Source organism: Actinomyces sp. zg296 (assembly GCF_009829695.1).
Taxonomy (GTDB): domain Bacteria; phylum Actinomycetota; class Actinomycetes; order Actinomycetales; family Actinomycetaceae; genus Actinomyces; species Actinomyces marmotae.
The window spans coordinates 224,077-238,796 of the sequence record NZ_VWPG01000003.1 but is presented as its reverse complement, the minus strand read 5'-3'; the positions used below and the strand labels follow the sequence as shown (position 1 = coordinate 238,796).

General features: G+C 70.9%; 11 protein-coding genes. 5 read left to right on the top strand and 6 right to left on the bottom strand.

Features of this window, described 5'->3' with window-relative positions:
• Positions 1 to 26: 26 nt before the first annotated feature.
• The 5 genes from GVV76_RS03330 to GVV76_RS03310 all read right to left on the bottom strand — a co-directional run bounded on the left by GVV76_RS03330 (position 27) and on the right by GVV76_RS03310 (position 6,793).
• On the bottom strand, positions 27 to 1,973 hold the full coding sequence (locus tag GVV76_RS03330; RefSeq protein WP_159624929.1) for a heavy metal translocating P-type ATPase: 1,947 nt from the start codon (positions 1,971 to 1,973) through the stop codon (positions 27 to 29).
• Positions 1,966 to 2,370, bottom strand: coding sequence for an ArsR/SmtB family transcription factor (locus tag GVV76_RS03325; protein WP_235925199.1), 405 nt, complete (start codon positions 2,368 to 2,370; stop codon positions 1,966 to 1,968). Before GVV76_RS03325 ends, GVV76_RS03330 begins: the two co-directional genes overlap by 8 nt.
• Before the next feature lie 185 nt (positions 2,371 to 2,555).
• The gene (gene glpK, locus GVV76_RS03320) at positions 2,556 to 4,082 is read right to left on the bottom strand and encodes a glycerol kinase GlpK (RefSeq protein WP_159522171.1); all 1,527 of its coding nucleotides are present in this window, start codon (positions 4,080 to 4,082) and stop codon (positions 2,556 to 2,558) included.
• Between the two features lie 81 nt (positions 4,083 to 4,163).
• Positions 4,164 to 4,928 (bottom strand): MIP/aquaporin family protein, encoded by a 765-nt coding sequence (locus GVV76_RS03315; RefSeq protein WP_159522173.1) that lies wholly within the window; start codon positions 4,926 to 4,928, stop codon positions 4,164 to 4,166.
• Between the two features lie 98 nt (positions 4,929 to 5,026).
• Positions 5,027 to 6,793, bottom strand: coding sequence for a glycerol-3-phosphate dehydrogenase/oxidase (locus tag GVV76_RS03310; protein WP_159522175.1), 1,767 nt, complete (start codon positions 6,791 to 6,793; stop codon positions 5,027 to 5,029).
• Positions 6,794 to 6,944: 151 nt separating this feature from the next.
• Between GVV76_RS03310 and GVV76_RS03305 the strand changes: the two genes are divergently transcribed.
• Positions 6,945 to 8,054: a sugar-binding transcriptional regulator gene (locus GVV76_RS03305; RefSeq protein WP_201292187.1), complete on the top strand. Its 1,110-nt coding sequence runs from the start codon at positions 6,945 to 6,947 to the stop codon at positions 8,052 to 8,054.
• A gap of 95 nt (positions 8,055 to 8,149) precedes the next feature.
• On the opposite strand, the gene tkt is transcribed toward GVV76_RS03305, so the two are convergent.
• Complete coding sequence (gene tkt, locus GVV76_RS03300; RefSeq protein ID WP_159624927.1) at positions 8,150 to 10,234, bottom strand: transketolase; 2,085 nt, start codon at positions 10,232 to 10,234, stop codon at positions 8,150 to 8,152.
• A gap of 351 nt (positions 10,235 to 10,585) precedes the next feature.
• On the opposite strand from tkt, the gene GVV76_RS03295 reads away from it, so the two are divergent.
• The 4 genes from GVV76_RS03295 (at position 10,586) to GVV76_RS03280 (ending at position 14,699) form a co-directional block, all read left to right on the top strand.
• Positions 10,586 to 11,044, top strand: a complete 459-nt coding sequence (locus GVV76_RS03295) for a ribose-5-phosphate isomerase (RefSeq protein ID WP_159522179.1) — start codon at positions 10,586 to 10,588, stop codon at positions 11,042 to 11,044.
• An 80-nt stretch (positions 11,045 to 11,124) separates the two neighbouring features.
• Entirely contained in the window at positions 11,125 to 12,090 is a 966-nt protein-coding gene (locus GVV76_RS03290; RefSeq protein WP_159624924.1) for a hypothetical protein, read from the top strand.
• 73 nt (positions 12,091 to 12,163) lie between these two features.
• Positions 12,164 to 13,057 (top strand): HAD-IIA family hydrolase, encoded by an 894-nt coding sequence (locus GVV76_RS03285; RefSeq protein WP_159624922.1) that lies wholly within the window; start codon positions 12,164 to 12,166, stop codon positions 13,055 to 13,057.
• A 79-nt stretch (positions 13,058 to 13,136) separates the two neighbouring features.
• Positions 13,137 to 14,699 carry an FGGY-family carbohydrate kinase gene (locus GVV76_RS03280; RefSeq protein WP_159522185.1) on the top strand — a complete coding sequence of 521 codons (1,563 nt, stop codon included), beginning with the start codon at positions 13,137 to 13,139 and terminating at the stop codon, positions 14,697 to 14,699.
• Positions 14,700 to 14,720 lie beyond the last annotated feature (21 nt).

Sequence of the window (14,720 nt, the reverse complement as noted above, 5' to 3'; positions counted from 1 at the left end):
GCGCTCCGAGGCCGGCCCGCCGTCGCTCAGCGCCGGGGGCCGGGCGCCAGGCGCGCGGAGTTGAGGATGAAGGCGCTCTCGGAGCCCACATGCACGAGCGCGGCGGCGATCGGGCCCAGCATGCCCAGAGCGGCCAGCCCCATGGCCACGGCGTCCACGGCGATGGTCCCGATGAAGTTCGCCATGATGATCCGCCGGGCCCTGCGGGCGATGCGGATCGTGCGCGCCAGGGAGAGCGGGTCAGAGCCCACCAGGACGATGTCCCCCGCCTCCCGGGCCACGTCCGTGCCCGAGCCCATGGCGATGCCCACATCGGCGGCCGACAGGGCGGGGGCGTCGTTGATGCCGTCGCCGACCATCGCCACGCGATGGCCCGCCGCGCGCAGCTCGCCGATGATCGCGCCCTTGTCGTGGGGCAGCAGCCCGGCGCAGATCCGCTCGGGGGCCAGGCCCAGCTCGGCCCCGATCCTCGCGGCCGTCGACGGCGCGTCCCCGGTGAGCATGAGCACATCGAGGCCCATGTCACGGATCTGGGAGAGCATCAGCGCCGCCCCCTCGCGCAGCTCGTCGGCCACCAGAATGATCCCCGCCGTGGCGCCGTCGACGACGACCTGGACGGCGGTGGTGCCCGCGGGCAGGTCCTCCGCGGGGCCCGTCAGTCCGGCGAGCCCCCTGGAGGCCTGATCGGCGTCGAGGCGGCCGACCCTCACTCGCCGCCCCTCGACAATGGCCTCGACGCCCATGCCGGGGGTGTAGCGGGTGGACTCGGGCGAGGGGAGGGCCAGGCCGCGCTCGCGGGCCCTCTCGACGATGGCCCGCCCGATGGGGTGCTCCGTGTTCCACTCCGCGGCCGCGGCCAGGCGGAGCATGGAGTCCTCCGCGCCCGGGCCGCCGTCGGTGGGGCTCAGGGCGATCACGCGCGGCGCGCCGGTCGTGAGCGTGCCGGTCTTGTCCAGCACCACGGTGTCGACGGCGGACAGGCTCTCCAGATGCGCCCCGTCCTTGACGAAGGCCCCGGTGCGCGCGCACCGGGCGACGGATGCCAGGACGGCCAGGGGCGTGCCGGCCGCGACGCCGCAGGCGCCGGCGGCGATGACCACGGAGATCGTGGCCCGGGTGTCCCGCGTGACGACAAGGGTGAGGAGAGCCAGGCCGAGGGCCAGGTAGACGATGCGGGCGGCGAGCACGTCCGCCAAGCGGTGGACGGGGGCTCGGCTGTCCTGCGCGGCGCGCACGGCGGCGATGATCCTCCCGAAGGAGGAATCCTCGCCCGCCTTCGTCACCTCGAGCTCGAGGGGCCCCTGGGTGATCGAACCGGCGGGCACGGGATCGCCCGCGCTCACGGTCACCGGCATGGACTCCCCGGTGATCCGGGACTGGTCGATGTCGGCGCTGCCCCTGCGCACGACGCCGTCGGCCGGGACCCTCCCACCGGGGCGCAGGGCGATGACCTGGCCCGGGGCGAGGTCATCGATGGGGGTCTCGTGCTGCTCGCCGTCGATGATGACGCGGGCCGTGCGCGGCAGGAAGGTCATGAGGCCGGTGAGCGCGTCGCGCCCCCGCTCCATGCACAGTTCCTCCAGGATCTCGGCCACGAGCACGAACAGGGCGATGAGCAGGGCCGTGCCCCACTGTCCGATGACGGCGGCCGCCGCGATGGCCAGCAGCATGGACAGCTCCATGCTCATGCGCCGCTCGCGCAGGTCGCCCCAGGCCTCAACGGCGATGGGCCAGCATCCGGCCGCCAGGACGGCGGTGCCGATCGTCGCCAGCGCCCACCCCGGCGCGCCCTCCAGGCGGGCGACCCAGGCGGCCAGCGCGCCGACGGCGACGAGGATGACGCGGGCGGCGTCGGCGGTCTCGATCCGGTTGAGGAGCGACTCGGGGGCCTCGGTGGGAGGGGGAGTCGAGGATGCCGGATCGCGCCGGGGGCGAGGTGTGGGCTCGACGCGCTCAGGGGCGGTCTCAATCATGATCCACTCCGATCCGGTGGTCGGCGGGCAGGTTCCCGGTGACGTGCTGGGCCTGGAAGACGGCCTGGCGCACGAGGATGCGGGCGTGCTCGTCGATGAGTCGGTAGTAGACGCGGGGGCCCTCGCCGCGCGAGGCGACGACGTGCCCGAGGCGGAGCTTGGCCAGGTGCTGGGAGACGGCGGCGGCGCTGCGGCCGGTGCGCTCGGCCAGGACGCCGGAGGAGAGTTCCCCCTCCTCCTCCAGCAGGGCGATGATGCGGATGCGCGTGGCATCGGCAAGCAGGGAGAAGACCTCGGCCGCGAGCTCGGCGGTCTCCTGGGTCTCGGCGTCGCTCATGGTGGGGCGCGGGGCGGCGCCGTCGTCGCGCACAAGAGAGAGTTTAGCGTTTGCGTTCACGCTTAAATGATAGGGAGGTGACGAGTCGTTCGCAAGGGGCGGTTCGCCGCCCCTCGGCCAGCTCGTGCGTCCTCACCCCCGAGACGGTATCTCGGGGGTGAGGACGCGCTGAGGCCCCCGGCGCGGGCGCCAGGGGCCTCAGGAGACCAGTGGGGGCAGCAGGGCCGGCCGGTCAGGGGCGGCGGTTACTTGACGTCCTCGTCCACCCAGTCGAAGGTCCGGGTCACGGCCTTCTTCCACAGGCGGTAGGCGCGGTCGCGCTCGGAGGCGTCCATCGACGGCGTCCAGCGCTTGCCCTCCTGCCAGTTGGCGATGACGTCATCGGTGGAGGCCCAGAAGCCCACCGCGAGGCCGGCGGCGTAGGCCGCGCCCAGCGCCGTCGTCTCCACCACCGAGGGGCGCACGACGTCGCAGCCCGAGATGTCCGCCTGGAACTGCATGAGGAGGTCGTCGTGGGTCATGCCGCCGTCGACCTTGAGCTCCTTGAGCGGCACGCCCGCGTCAGCGTTCATGGCGTCGAGCACCTCGGCGGACTGGAACGCCGTCGACTCCTCGACCGCGCGGGCGATGTGGCCCTTGGTCACGTAGCGGGTCAGGCCCACGATCGCGCCGCGGGCCTCGTCGCGCCAGTAAGGGGCGAACAGGCCGGAGAAGGCCGGGACGAAGTACACCCCGCCGTTGTCCTCCACGCTCGCGGCGAGCTCGCCGATCTCGGAGGACGTGGCGATCATGCCGAGGTTGTCGCGCAGCCACTGCACCAGGGAGCCGGCCACCGCGATCGAGCCCTCCAGGGCGTAGACCGGGGCCTCGTCGCCGAGCTTGTACAGCACGGTGGTCAGCAGGCCGTTGGAGGAGAAGACGGGCTCGGTGCCGGTGTTCATGAGCGTGAAGCAGCCGGTGCCGTAGGTGTTCTTGGCCATGCCCTTCTCGAAGCAGGCCTGCCCGAAGGTCGCCGCCTGCTGATCGCCGAGGATCCCGGAGATCGGGGTGTCCACCAGCAGGCCGTTCTTGCGGCCGTACCCATAGATCTCGGAGGAGGACTTGATCTCGGGAAGCATGGACATCGGGATGCCGAAGTCGGCGCAGATGTCCTCGCGCCAGGTCAGGGTGCGCACGTCCATGAGGAGGGTGCGGGAGGCGTTGGTGACGTCGGTGGCGTGGACGCCGCCATTGATCCCTCCGGTGAGGTTCCACAGGACCCACGTGTCCGGGGTGCCGAAGAGCAGGTCGCCGGCCTCCGCGCGCTCGCGGGCCCCCTCGACGTTGTCGAGGATCCACTTGATCTTCGTGGCCGAGGGGTAGGTGGAGACGTTCTCACCGGTGATCTGGCGGTAGCGCTCGGTGCCCAGCGGGTCGCCGTCGGCGATCTCCCGGACGATGTCCCCCGTGCGCACGTCCTGCCACACGAGGGCGTTGTACACGGGCTTGCCCGTGTTCTTGTCCCACACGATCGTGGTCTCGCGCTGATTCGTGATGCCGACGGCGGCGACCTCGTGGCGGTTGGTCTCCGCCTTCTGCAGCGCGTCGGCGACGACGGAGCGCACGGACTCCCAGATCTCCACGGGGTCGTGCTCGACCCAGCCGGGGTTGGGGAAGATCTGCGTGAACTCCTTCTGGCCGACGGAGACGATCTCACCGGAGTGATTGAACAGGATGGCGCGCGAGGACGTCGTGCCCTGATCGATGGCGAGGACGTACTTCTTCTCGGTCATGGGGTTTCCTTTCACTTCTTTGTGAGGGGGGGCGGGTACCGGGGCGGCCCCGGGCGGGTACCGGGGCCGCCCCGATGCGGGTCAGGCGAGGCCGGAGGCGAAGACGATCACCGTGGCGACGATGGCGCCCAGGATCGGGCCGACCACCGGGACCCACGAGTAGCCCCAGTCGGATCCGCCCTTGCCCTTGATGGGCAGGATGGCGTGCGCGACGCGCGGGGCGAGGTCACGGGCGGGGTTGATGGCGTACCCGGTCGGGCCGCCGAGCGAGTTGCCGATGCCCACGATGATGAGGGCCACGCCGAGGGGGCCGATGGCGCTCTGCGTGTGACCGGACACGAGGACCCAGATGATCAGGACGGCGGTGCCGATGGCCTCGGTCAGGGTGTTCCAGCCGTAGGAGCGGATCTCAGGGCCGGTGGAGAAGACGCCGAGCTTGAGGGCCGGGTCGCAGTCCTCGTCGAAGTGCTGCTTGAAGGTCAGCCAGCACAGGACGGCGCCGGCGAAGGCGCCCAGGAACTGGGCGACGATGTAGATGAGCACGTTCGTGGCGCTCACGGCGATGCCGCCGGCGCCCAGCTCCGGGCCGTTGAGCGTGACGCTGGAGTCGAACATGTGGGCGACGACCTTGGCGATCGTCACCGCGGGGTTGAGGTGGCCGCCGGTGCTGTAGGCGACGTAGACGCCGGCGAACACCGCCAGGCCCCACCCCCAGTTGATGAGGAGCCACCCGCTGTCCTTGCCCTTGGACTTGGGCAGCAGGTTCGTCGCGACGACGCCTCCACCGAGCAGGAGGAGGATCGCAGTTCCGAGGAACTCCGAGAAGAAGATCTGAGCAAGGCTCATATGAAGAATCACTTTCTGCACGTCAACGTGCCATGGGGGTTACCAGGGACGGGGGAGAGGCACGTGCGCCCACTCGCCCGAGCGGGCGCACGCTCTAATCAGATCGATCGGGTGAGCTTGGCGACCGCGTCGGCGTCGGTTGTCTCGGCCTCGGCGTCGGCGATCTGCTTCACCCTCTCGGCATACGAGGCTAGCTCGCTCGCGGCGTCCTTGTCAGACCAACGGAGGAGTGGCGCCATGATCCCCAGGATCTCCTCGGCCACCGACAGGCCGCGGTCGCGGTGGGAGACGTCCAGGCGCACGCGGTGCAGCAGGACATCCTCGAGGTGCTCGGCGCCCTCGTGGGTGACGGCCCAGGCGACCTCGGCCCGCAGGTAGGTGGGCGCGCCGTTCAGGGGCTCGCCCAGGCGCTGGGAGTCCTCGGCCGCGGCGTCGGCGTCGATGAGCTCCAGGATGTCGGCGGTCTCGTCGCCGTAGCGGTCCAGGAGGTGGGTGATGCGCGCCAGCGTCCAGTCGCGCTCCGCCGCGAGCTGGGCGGCGCGGCCGGCCAACTCCTCGTAGCCCTGGGCGCCCACGAGCGGCAGGTTCTCGGTGCGGCTGGGGTGGGCGTGGGCGAGGGCCTCGCCCAGGGCGTGGTCGACGGCGTCGACGCCCATGACGCGGTAGGTGGTCAGCTTGCCGCCGGCGATGGCGGTCAGGCCGGGGGCCACGCGGGTGACGGTGTGCTCGCGGGAGACCTTCGTGGAGGCTGCCTTGGCGCCCGGCTTGAGACGGGGCTGGAGCAGCGGGCGCAGGCCCGCGTAGACGCCGATGATGTCCTCGCGGCGAATCGGGCGGGTGAGCACGGAGTTGGCGTGCTCGAGGACGTAGTCGATATCCGCGCTGGTGGCCACGGGCTTGGCGATGTCCTCGGTCCAGGGGGTGTCCGTGGTGCCGATGACCCAGTACTCGGGCCACGGGATGATGAAGAGCACGGACTTCTCGGTGCGCAGGAAGATGCCGGTCTCGGCGTCGATCGCGGTCTTGGGCACGACGATGTGGATGCCCTTGGACGCCAGGACCTTGAGGCCGCCCTCGGTGGTGGCCATGTCCTGGACCTCCTCGGTCCACACGCCGGTGGCGTTGATGGTGCGGGTCGCGCGGATCTCGATCTCCTCGCCGGAGGCAAGGTCCGTGGCGGACACGCCGAGGACGCGGCCCTCGTCGTCCTTGAGGAAGCCGGTGACGCGGGTGCGGTTGGCGGCGTGGGCGCCCAGGCCGACAGCGGTGCGCACGAGGTCGATGACCAGGCGCGAGTCGTCCACGCGGGCGTCGTAGAAGCGGATGGCGCCGGCCAGGTGGCTGGTGTCCAGCGCGGGGGCGAGGGCGGCGGTGCCCTTCTTGCCCAGGTGCTTCTGGACGGGCACGGTCTTGTGCCCGCGGGCGCCGGCGACGGCCAGGGCGTCGTACATGCCCACGCCGACGGCGGAGTAGGTGCGCTCGTAGTGGTGCTTGAGTGGCCACAGGAAGGGCTGGGCCTTGACGAGGTGGGGAGCGGTGGTGGTCAGGAGGCGGCCGCGCTCGGTGAGGGCCTCGTGAACGAGGGCGAAGTTCGCCTGGTAGAGGTAGCGCAGGCCTCCGTGGATGAGCTTGGAGGACCACGACGACGTGCCGGAGGCCCAGTCGCCCATCTCGACGATGCCGGTGCGAAGGCCGCGGGAGACGGCGTCGACGGCGATCCCGGCGCCAGTGACGCCCCCGCCGATGACCAGGACGTCGAGGGGCTCGTCGGTGGGGCCGTTCGCGGACAGGGCGGCGAGCGCCTCGACGCGCTGCTCCCGGTTGAGGGCTGTGGATCGCAGTGGCGCGGGTGCTGGGCTTGGCATGGTGGCTCCTCGGTCTCGACGGTGAGCGGCTGCGTCTCTGGCGCGGCTGTCAGGGCGGCGATTGTTCCCTGTGACACATCGTCGAGGCTTGTGAGAGGATGGGCAAGCGCGCTGCACGAACGTGCAGAGCCGGAGCGTGAAGCGGAGGAACATGAGCACTCGGAGCCACGATTCTTCCCGGAATTCCAACATTTCCGGCGAGAGTTCCACCCTGCTGCGGGCCTATGAGGCGGCGTCGATGTACTACGTGCAGGGCGAGACCATGGAGGTGATCGCCCACCACCTGGGGGTGTCTCGCTCGACCGTCTCCCGGCTCCTGGACCGCGCCAGGGCGACGGGCATCGTGCGCATCGAACTCACCCAGCCGGGGGGCGCCGGCTCCATCGAGGGGCGGCTCGCCACCCTCTTCGGCGTGCGCGCCCAGATCGTGCCCGTGCGCGAGGGAACCACCGAGATCCATCGGCTCCAGCAGGTCGCGGGTGTCGCGGCTGCCCGGATGGTCGAGCTCGTCGCCGAGTTGGCCGAGCGGCGCGCTGCTGAGGCGCCGGGGGTGCCGGTGGGGTCCGGTGCCGATGACGCCGAGATGGGGGGCGCCGAGGGGGCGGCGAGGGCGGGTGGCCGGGGCGTCGTCGTCGGTATCGCCTGGGGGACCACCATGTCCGAGGTGAGCGTGGCCCTGCCAGCGCGGCAGGTTCCGGGGGTGACCGTGGTCCAGCTCAACGGCGCCACGGATCCGATGGAGGTGGGGCCCAGCGCCGGCGAGGTGCTCTCGCGGGTGGGCCACGCGCTGGGCGCGCGCGTGGTCGCCTTCCCCGTCCCCGCCTTCTTCGATCATGTGGCCACGCGCGAGGCGATGTGGTCCGAGCGCTCCGTGCGCCGGGTGCTGGCGCTGGCGCGCAGCGCCGACCTGGCGGTCTTCGGCGTCGGGTCAGTGGTTCAGGGCGTCCTGCCCTCGCAGGTATACGAGGGCGGGCATGTCAGCCGCGCCGACCGCGTGGCGCTGCGCCGGGAGCGGGTGGTGGGCGACGTGTGCACCGTGCTGCTGCGCGCCGACGGGTCCTGGAGCGATATTGCCCTCAACGCGCGGGCCACGGGCCCCACTCCGGCCCAGCTCGCGCGCATCCCCAGGCGCCTGTGCGTGGTGGCGGGGAGGGCGAAGGCGCCCGCCCTGCTGGCGGCGCTTCGGGCGCGGGTGGCCACGGATCTGGTTGTTGACGACGCCACCGCGCGCGCCGTCCTCGATCTAGCCTCCGCCCCATAGCCTCCCCCAATATGCGAGACCGGTCGAAAATAGGAGCGAAACCGGTTCACGAACCGGTTTCGCTCCTATTTTCGACCGGTCTCGCCGGGGTGGCGTCAGGCGCGGGCGAGGGCTTGGGCGGCCGCCTCGGCGACATGCTTGCCGGTGAAGCCGTACTCCTCGAACAGGCGCGGTCCGGGCGCTGAGGCGCCGTAGTGGTCGAGGGACACGATCGCCCCCGAGTCGCCCACGATCTCGCGCCAGCCCATCGCGATGCCGGCCTCCACGGAGACCCGCACGGCACCGGCGGGCAGCACGGAGGCGCGGTAGGCCTCGTCCTGCTCGGCGAACCACTCCAGGCACGGCGCGGAGACCACGCGGGCCGGGGTGCCCGCGGCGCCCAGGCGCTCGCGCGCGTCCATGGCCACGCCCACCTCGGAGCCGGTGGCGATGATGACGACGGCGGGATCGGCCGGCGCCCCGGAGGCGTCGACGGCGTCGGCCAGGACATAGGCGCCCCGGCGCACGCCCTCGGCGGCAGCCTCGGGGGTGGCGCTCACGGTGAGGTTCTGGCGCGACAGGACCACGCCGACCGGCTCGCGGCGGCGGCGCAGGATCTCCGCCCAGGCGGCCGCGGTCTCGTTGGCGTCCGCGGGCCGCACGACGGCGAAGCCCGGGATGGCGCGGAGGGCCGCCAGGTGCTCGATGGGCTGGTGGGTGGGGCCGTCCTCACCCACGCCGATGGAGTCGTGGGTCCAGACGAACACCGAGCCGATGCCCATAAGCGCCGCCAGGCGCACGGCCGGGCGCATGTAGTCGGAGAACACCATGAAGGTGCCGCCGTAGGGGCGGGTCAGGCCATCCAGGGCGATGCCATTGAGGATCGAGCCCATCGCGTGCTCGCGGACCCCGAAGTGGATGGTGCGCCCGTAGGGGCCGTCGCCCTGGCCCACCGCCAGGGAGGGCGGCAGGAAGGAGGGCTCGCCGGCCATCGTCGTGTTGTTCGACCCCGCCAGGTCCGCCGAGCCGCCCCACAGCTCGGGCACCACGGGGGCGAGGGCGCTCAGGGTCTTGCCGGAGGCGGATCGAGTGGCCACGGTGTCGCCGGGCTCCCAGCGGGGCAGGGCGGCGTCCAGACCCTCGGGGAGCCGACCGGCGCGCAGGCGCTCCAGAAGCGCGGAGCCCTCGGGGGCGGCGGTCTGCCAGGCGGCGAAGCGGGCGTCCCAGTCGGCGCGCAGGGCGGCGGCGCGCTTAGCGGCCTGGGCGCGGGTGTGCTCCAGGACCTCGGACGGCATCTGGAAGTCGGCCTCCGGGTCGAGCCCGAGGGCCCGCTTGAGGCCGGCGACCTCCTCGGCGCCGAGCTTGGCGCCGTGCGAGGACTCATCGCCCTGCTTGGTGGGTGAGGGCCAGGCGATGATCGTGCGCAGGCGGATGAGCGTGGGCCGGGCGGTCTCGGCGCGCGCCTGGACGAGGGCGGCGTGCAGCGCGTCGTAGTCCTCGCGGTACTGGCCGCCGGCCTTCCAGTCGACGTCGAGCACCTGCCAGCCGTAGGCGGCGAAGCGGGCGGAGGGGTCCTCGGTGAAGGCGATGTCGGTGTTGCCCTCGATGGAGATGTCGTTGTCGTCGTAGATGGCGATGAGGTTGCCCAGCTGCTGGGTGCCCGCCAGGGAGGCGGCCTCGGAGGCCACGCCCTCCTGGAGGCACCCGTCGCCCACGATTGTGTAGACGTAGTGGTCGAAGACGGACTCTCCGGCGGGGGTGGAGGCGTCGAAGAGGCCGTGCTCCCTGCGCGCGGCCATGGCCATGCCCACGGCGTTGGCGATTCCCGCGCCCAGCGGCCCGGTGGTGGTCTCGATGCCGGCGGTGTGCCCGAACTCGGGGTGGCCCGGGGTGAGGGAGCCCCATGAGCGCAGGGCGGCGATGTCGCTGATCTCCAGGCCGTAGCCGGCCAGGGCGAGCTGGATGTACTGGAGCAGTGAGGCGTGCCCGATGGACAGCACGAAGCGGTCGCGGCCCAGCCAGGCCGGGTCGGCGGGATCGCCGGCCATCTCCTTCTGATAGAGCAGGTAGGCGACGCCGGCCAGGGAGATGGGGGTGCCGGGGTGCCCGGATCCGGCCTTCTCGACGGCGTCGGCCGCCAGCGCCTTGGACGCGGCGATGGCCTTGAGGTCGAGGTCGGTCAACAGTGCGGGTGCGGTCATGCGTTCCTCCTAGGACGGCGGTCCCTGGGCTGGGCTGGTGCGGTTGTTGATTCACACACTAACGAAGCACGCCGAGGCGCCGGGAGCCAGCGCCGCGCCGCTCATATGTGCGCGCCCCCGGCGGGGGCGCCGGGGGCGCCAGGGCGCTGAGCGCTCTGGGCGCGGTGCGATACCACCGGCTCCGGCGCGGCGGCAGGGGCTCGGCGGAAACTGCTCATGTGTGCAACCGATTGTCGAATTCGCCGCAATTCAGGAATATGAGAAGCGCGTATCAACCACCGCATCATCCGTCTCTCCCCGGGGCTTGAGAGGTTCCAGGCGGAATGGTGCGGGCGAGCGAGGAGGCCGCATATGGGATACAGAATCGTCGTTGCCTGTGATGACGCCGCCATTGATTACAAGGAGGCGCTGGCGAGGGATCTCAATGGTGATCCGCGCGTCGATAAGGTGATCGACGCCGGCGTGTCGGAAGGGGAGAGCATTGATTACCCCCACGTCGCCGTGAAAGCCGCCCGGATGATCTCTGATGGCGACGCTGATCGCGGCCTCCTGCTCTGTGGCACCGGAATGGGTATGGCGATCAGTGCCAACAAGGTCCCTGGTATCCGCGCCTGCGTCGCCCATGACTCTTTCTCGGTGGAGCGCCTCATTAAGTCCAATAACGCCCAGGTTCTGACCCTCGGCCAGCGCGTCATCGGCATCGAGCTCGCCCGAAGGCTCGTGAGCGAGTGGCTCGGCCATGTCTTCGACCCCTCCTCGCCGTCGGCCCGCAAGGTGGCCGCCCTGGAGTCCTACGAGTCCGGCGTCTGATCCCCGCCCCGCCCCTAGTCAACTCCCTGCGCGCCCGGGTGAGGCGCTCCCCGACCACCGCAGCACCTCAAGGATGAAGAATGACACCTGATACAACATTTCCCCTACTGGAGAACCTGAATTTGTTCTGGCTCCTGGCGGCCTGCGTCGGAGGTATTATCGGCGCCATCGTCGGAGCGAATAACGCCTTCGGATTCACCGGCGTCATGATCCTGACCGGTTTCGGGATCGCCGCTTCGACGGGCAGCACCTTCTTCTTCGACTATGTCGCCTTCGGGCCCGTCTTCGGGCCGCATATTGCCTTCGCGGGAGCCGCCGCCGGATCTGCCTACTCGGCGAAGAAGAAGCTGCTCGCCACCGGGCGGGATATCGATACGCCGCTGGGCAGCCTCAAGGATCCCTCGGTCCTGTGGGTGGCCGCGGGATTCGGGGTGGCAGGTTTGATCGTGCAGCGACTCATCGCGCTCATCCCCTGGTTCGGAAGCCACACCGACTCCGTGGCCCTGACGGTGTTCCTGTCCGGCTGCGCCTCCCGCCTCATCTTCGGCTCCACCGGCGTCCTCCACGCCCCGACCCGGCCACAGGGCTCGCACCGCTGGCTCGATCACCAGGAGACGCCGGGGCAGCTCGGCACCGTCGCCCTGGGGGCCGCCGTCATGGCCTCCGGCGGCGCGATCGTGCTGGCCTCCTACGCCCGGGCGCACCTGCCCGAGGACGCGGCGGCCGCAGTAGTGGGCAATGCCCACACCCTGCCCTTCGCCATCTCAGCTCTTTGCATCTTCCTGCTGGTGGCAGGGCAGAGGGTCAATGTCACCCACCACATCACCATCATCGCGGGCCTGGCCGGCGCGCAGTTCTGGCTCGCCACCGGCAATGGATGGGCGGCCCTGGCCATCGGCACCGTCTTCGGTGTCCTGTCGGGCTCCGTCGCCGAGTTCGTCATCGCGCGCCTCACCTACTACCACGGCGACACGCACATCGACCCGCCAGCCGGGGTGATCTGGATCATGACCACCCTCATCCACTTGACCCTGCTCGCCGTCTGACTCCTCCGCCTCCGACCGGGGCGTTCCCGGGGAGCCCCTGCCCGAAACGCCCCCATGACCCCTGGAAGCACTCATGAGCGACACGCGTCCACCCAACACCGCCCCCAGCACCGCCCACGACTGGCCCACCGAGTTCTACGACGCCTACGTCTTCGACATGGACGGCACCATCTACCTCGGCGATCAGCTCCTGCCGGGAGCCAAGCGCCTCATCACCGAGCTGCGCCGCCGGGCCATCCCCGTGCGCTTCCTGTCCAACAACCCCACCAAGGACCCCGACCAGTACGCCGACAAGCTCGCCCGCCTCGGCCTGCCGACCCCGGTGGGCGAGATCGCCAACACGGTGGTCACCACCGTGCGCTGGCTGACGTCCCACCACCCTGATGCCACCGTCTTCGCCATCGCCGAGGATCCGCTCAAGCGCGCGCTGGCCCGGGCCGGCATCGCGCAGAGCGAGGACCCCGAGGAGATCGACATCGTCATCGCCTCCTACGACCGCGCCTTCGATTACCGCAAGCTCCAGATCGCCTTCGACGCCATCTGGTTCCACAAGCGGGCCTTCCTCATCGCCACCAACCCCGACCGCTTCTGCCCCTTCCCCGGTGGGCGCGGTCAGCCCGACTGCGCCGCCGTCATCGCCGCGATCGAGGCCTGTACCGGCACCACCTGCCGCACCGTCATCGGCAAGCCCAACGCCTCGATGCTCCAGGCCGCCATCGGCGACCTCGACGTCAGGTCCGAGCGGTGCGTGATGGTCGGCGACCGGCTCAGCACGGATATCCAGATGGCGGCGCGCACCGGCATGCGCTCCGCGATGCCGCTCACGGGTGAGTCCACCCTCGCCGAGGCCCTGGCCCTCGACAGCGCCGACCGCCCCACCTACGTCCTGGACCGCATCGACCGGCTCATCCCCGCCGCCGCGTGGGAGGAGCTCGGCTGGAGCGAGGACGCCGACCCCGTCCCCTGACCAAGCCCGTCCGACGCCGATCACGCGACGGCACCGGCGCCACGACACGAAGAGACGACACGAGGAAAGGAGACCAACGATGGTCAGTCCTGGATACGAAGGCCCCTACCTGCTCGGCATCGATTTCGGAACGGAGTCCTGCCGCGCGGCGATCTTCGACCTCTCCGGTCACCCGATCGCCTTCGCCGCCGCCCCCTACCCCACCGCCCACCCCCGCCCGGGCCGGGCCGAGCAGAGCCCCGGAGACTGGTGGGACGCCCTCAGGGCTGCCGTCTACCGGGTCCTCAACGAGACGGGCATCCCCGGCCGCCACATCGCCGGCATCTCCTATGACGCTACGACGATGACCGTCGTCGCCGTGGACGCCAACGGCCGGGAGTTGCGCCCGGCGATCATGTGGATGGATGTGCGAGCCTCCGAGCAGGCCGCCCGCGCCGAGACGATCGACCACTGGGCCCGCCTGTACAACGGCGGCGGCACCATGGGGGCGACCGCCGAGTGGTACCCCTTCAAGGCCGCCTGGCTCAAGGAGAACGAGCCCGAGGTCTACAGGGCCGCCCACCGGCTCGTCGACGCCCCCGAGTGGCTCACCCACAAGCTCACCGGCGAGTGGACCCTCAACATCAACTCCGCGGCCCTGCGCATGTACTACAACCGCGACAAGGGCGGCTGGCCGGTCGAGTTCTACGAGCACATCGGCTGCGGCGACGTCTTCGACAAAATCCCCGAGCGCATTCTCGACCTCGGCATGCCCGTCGGCGGGCTGACCACCGCCGCCGCCAGCGACCTCGGCCTACTGCCCGGGACGCCGGTCGCCCAGGGCTGCGCCGACGCCTGGGCGGGGCAGATCGGCCTGGGCGTCGTCGAGCCCGGCAAGACCGCCATCATCACCGGCTCCTCCCATGTCATCACCGGCCAGTCGCCCAAGCCCCTGCACGGCAGCGGCTTCTTCGGCGGCTACACCGACGGCGTCCTGCCCGGCCAGTACACCTGCGAGGGCGGCCTGGTCTCCTCGGGCTCCGTGCTCAAGTGGTTCAAGGACAACTTCGCCGCCGACGTCGCCTCCGCCGCGGAGCGCCTGGGCTACAACCCCTACAAGATCCTGGACGAGCGCAGCGCCCATGTGCCGGTCGGCTCCAACGGCCTCATCATCAACGAGTACTTCCAGGGCAACCGCACCCCGTACACCGACTCCAAGGCGCGCGGCATCGTATGGGGACTCACCCTGGGCACCACGCCCGAGGAGTTCTACCGGGCCATCCAGGAGGCCGTCTGCTACGGAACCGCCCACGTGCTGCGGGCGTTCAAGGACGCCGGCTTCGCCACCACCGAGCTCGTCGCCTGCGGCGGCGCCACCAAGTCCCGTGACTGGATGCAGATGCACGCCGATGTCACCGGTGTTCCCGTCACCCTCACCGAGGTGGGCGACGCCGTCGTCCTGGGCTCGTGCGTGCTCGCGGCCGTCGGCGCCGGGCAGTACCCCTCCATCCAGGACGCCGTCCGAAACATGGTGCGCGAGACCGACCGCATCGAGCCGCGCCCAGACGTCCACGAGGAGTACCGGTTCTACCTCCGCAAGTACATGGAGACCTACCCGCGCCTGCGGGATCTCTCCCACGGGATGGTCGACCACCTCGTCTGACGCGCCTGAATCCCAGGAAGG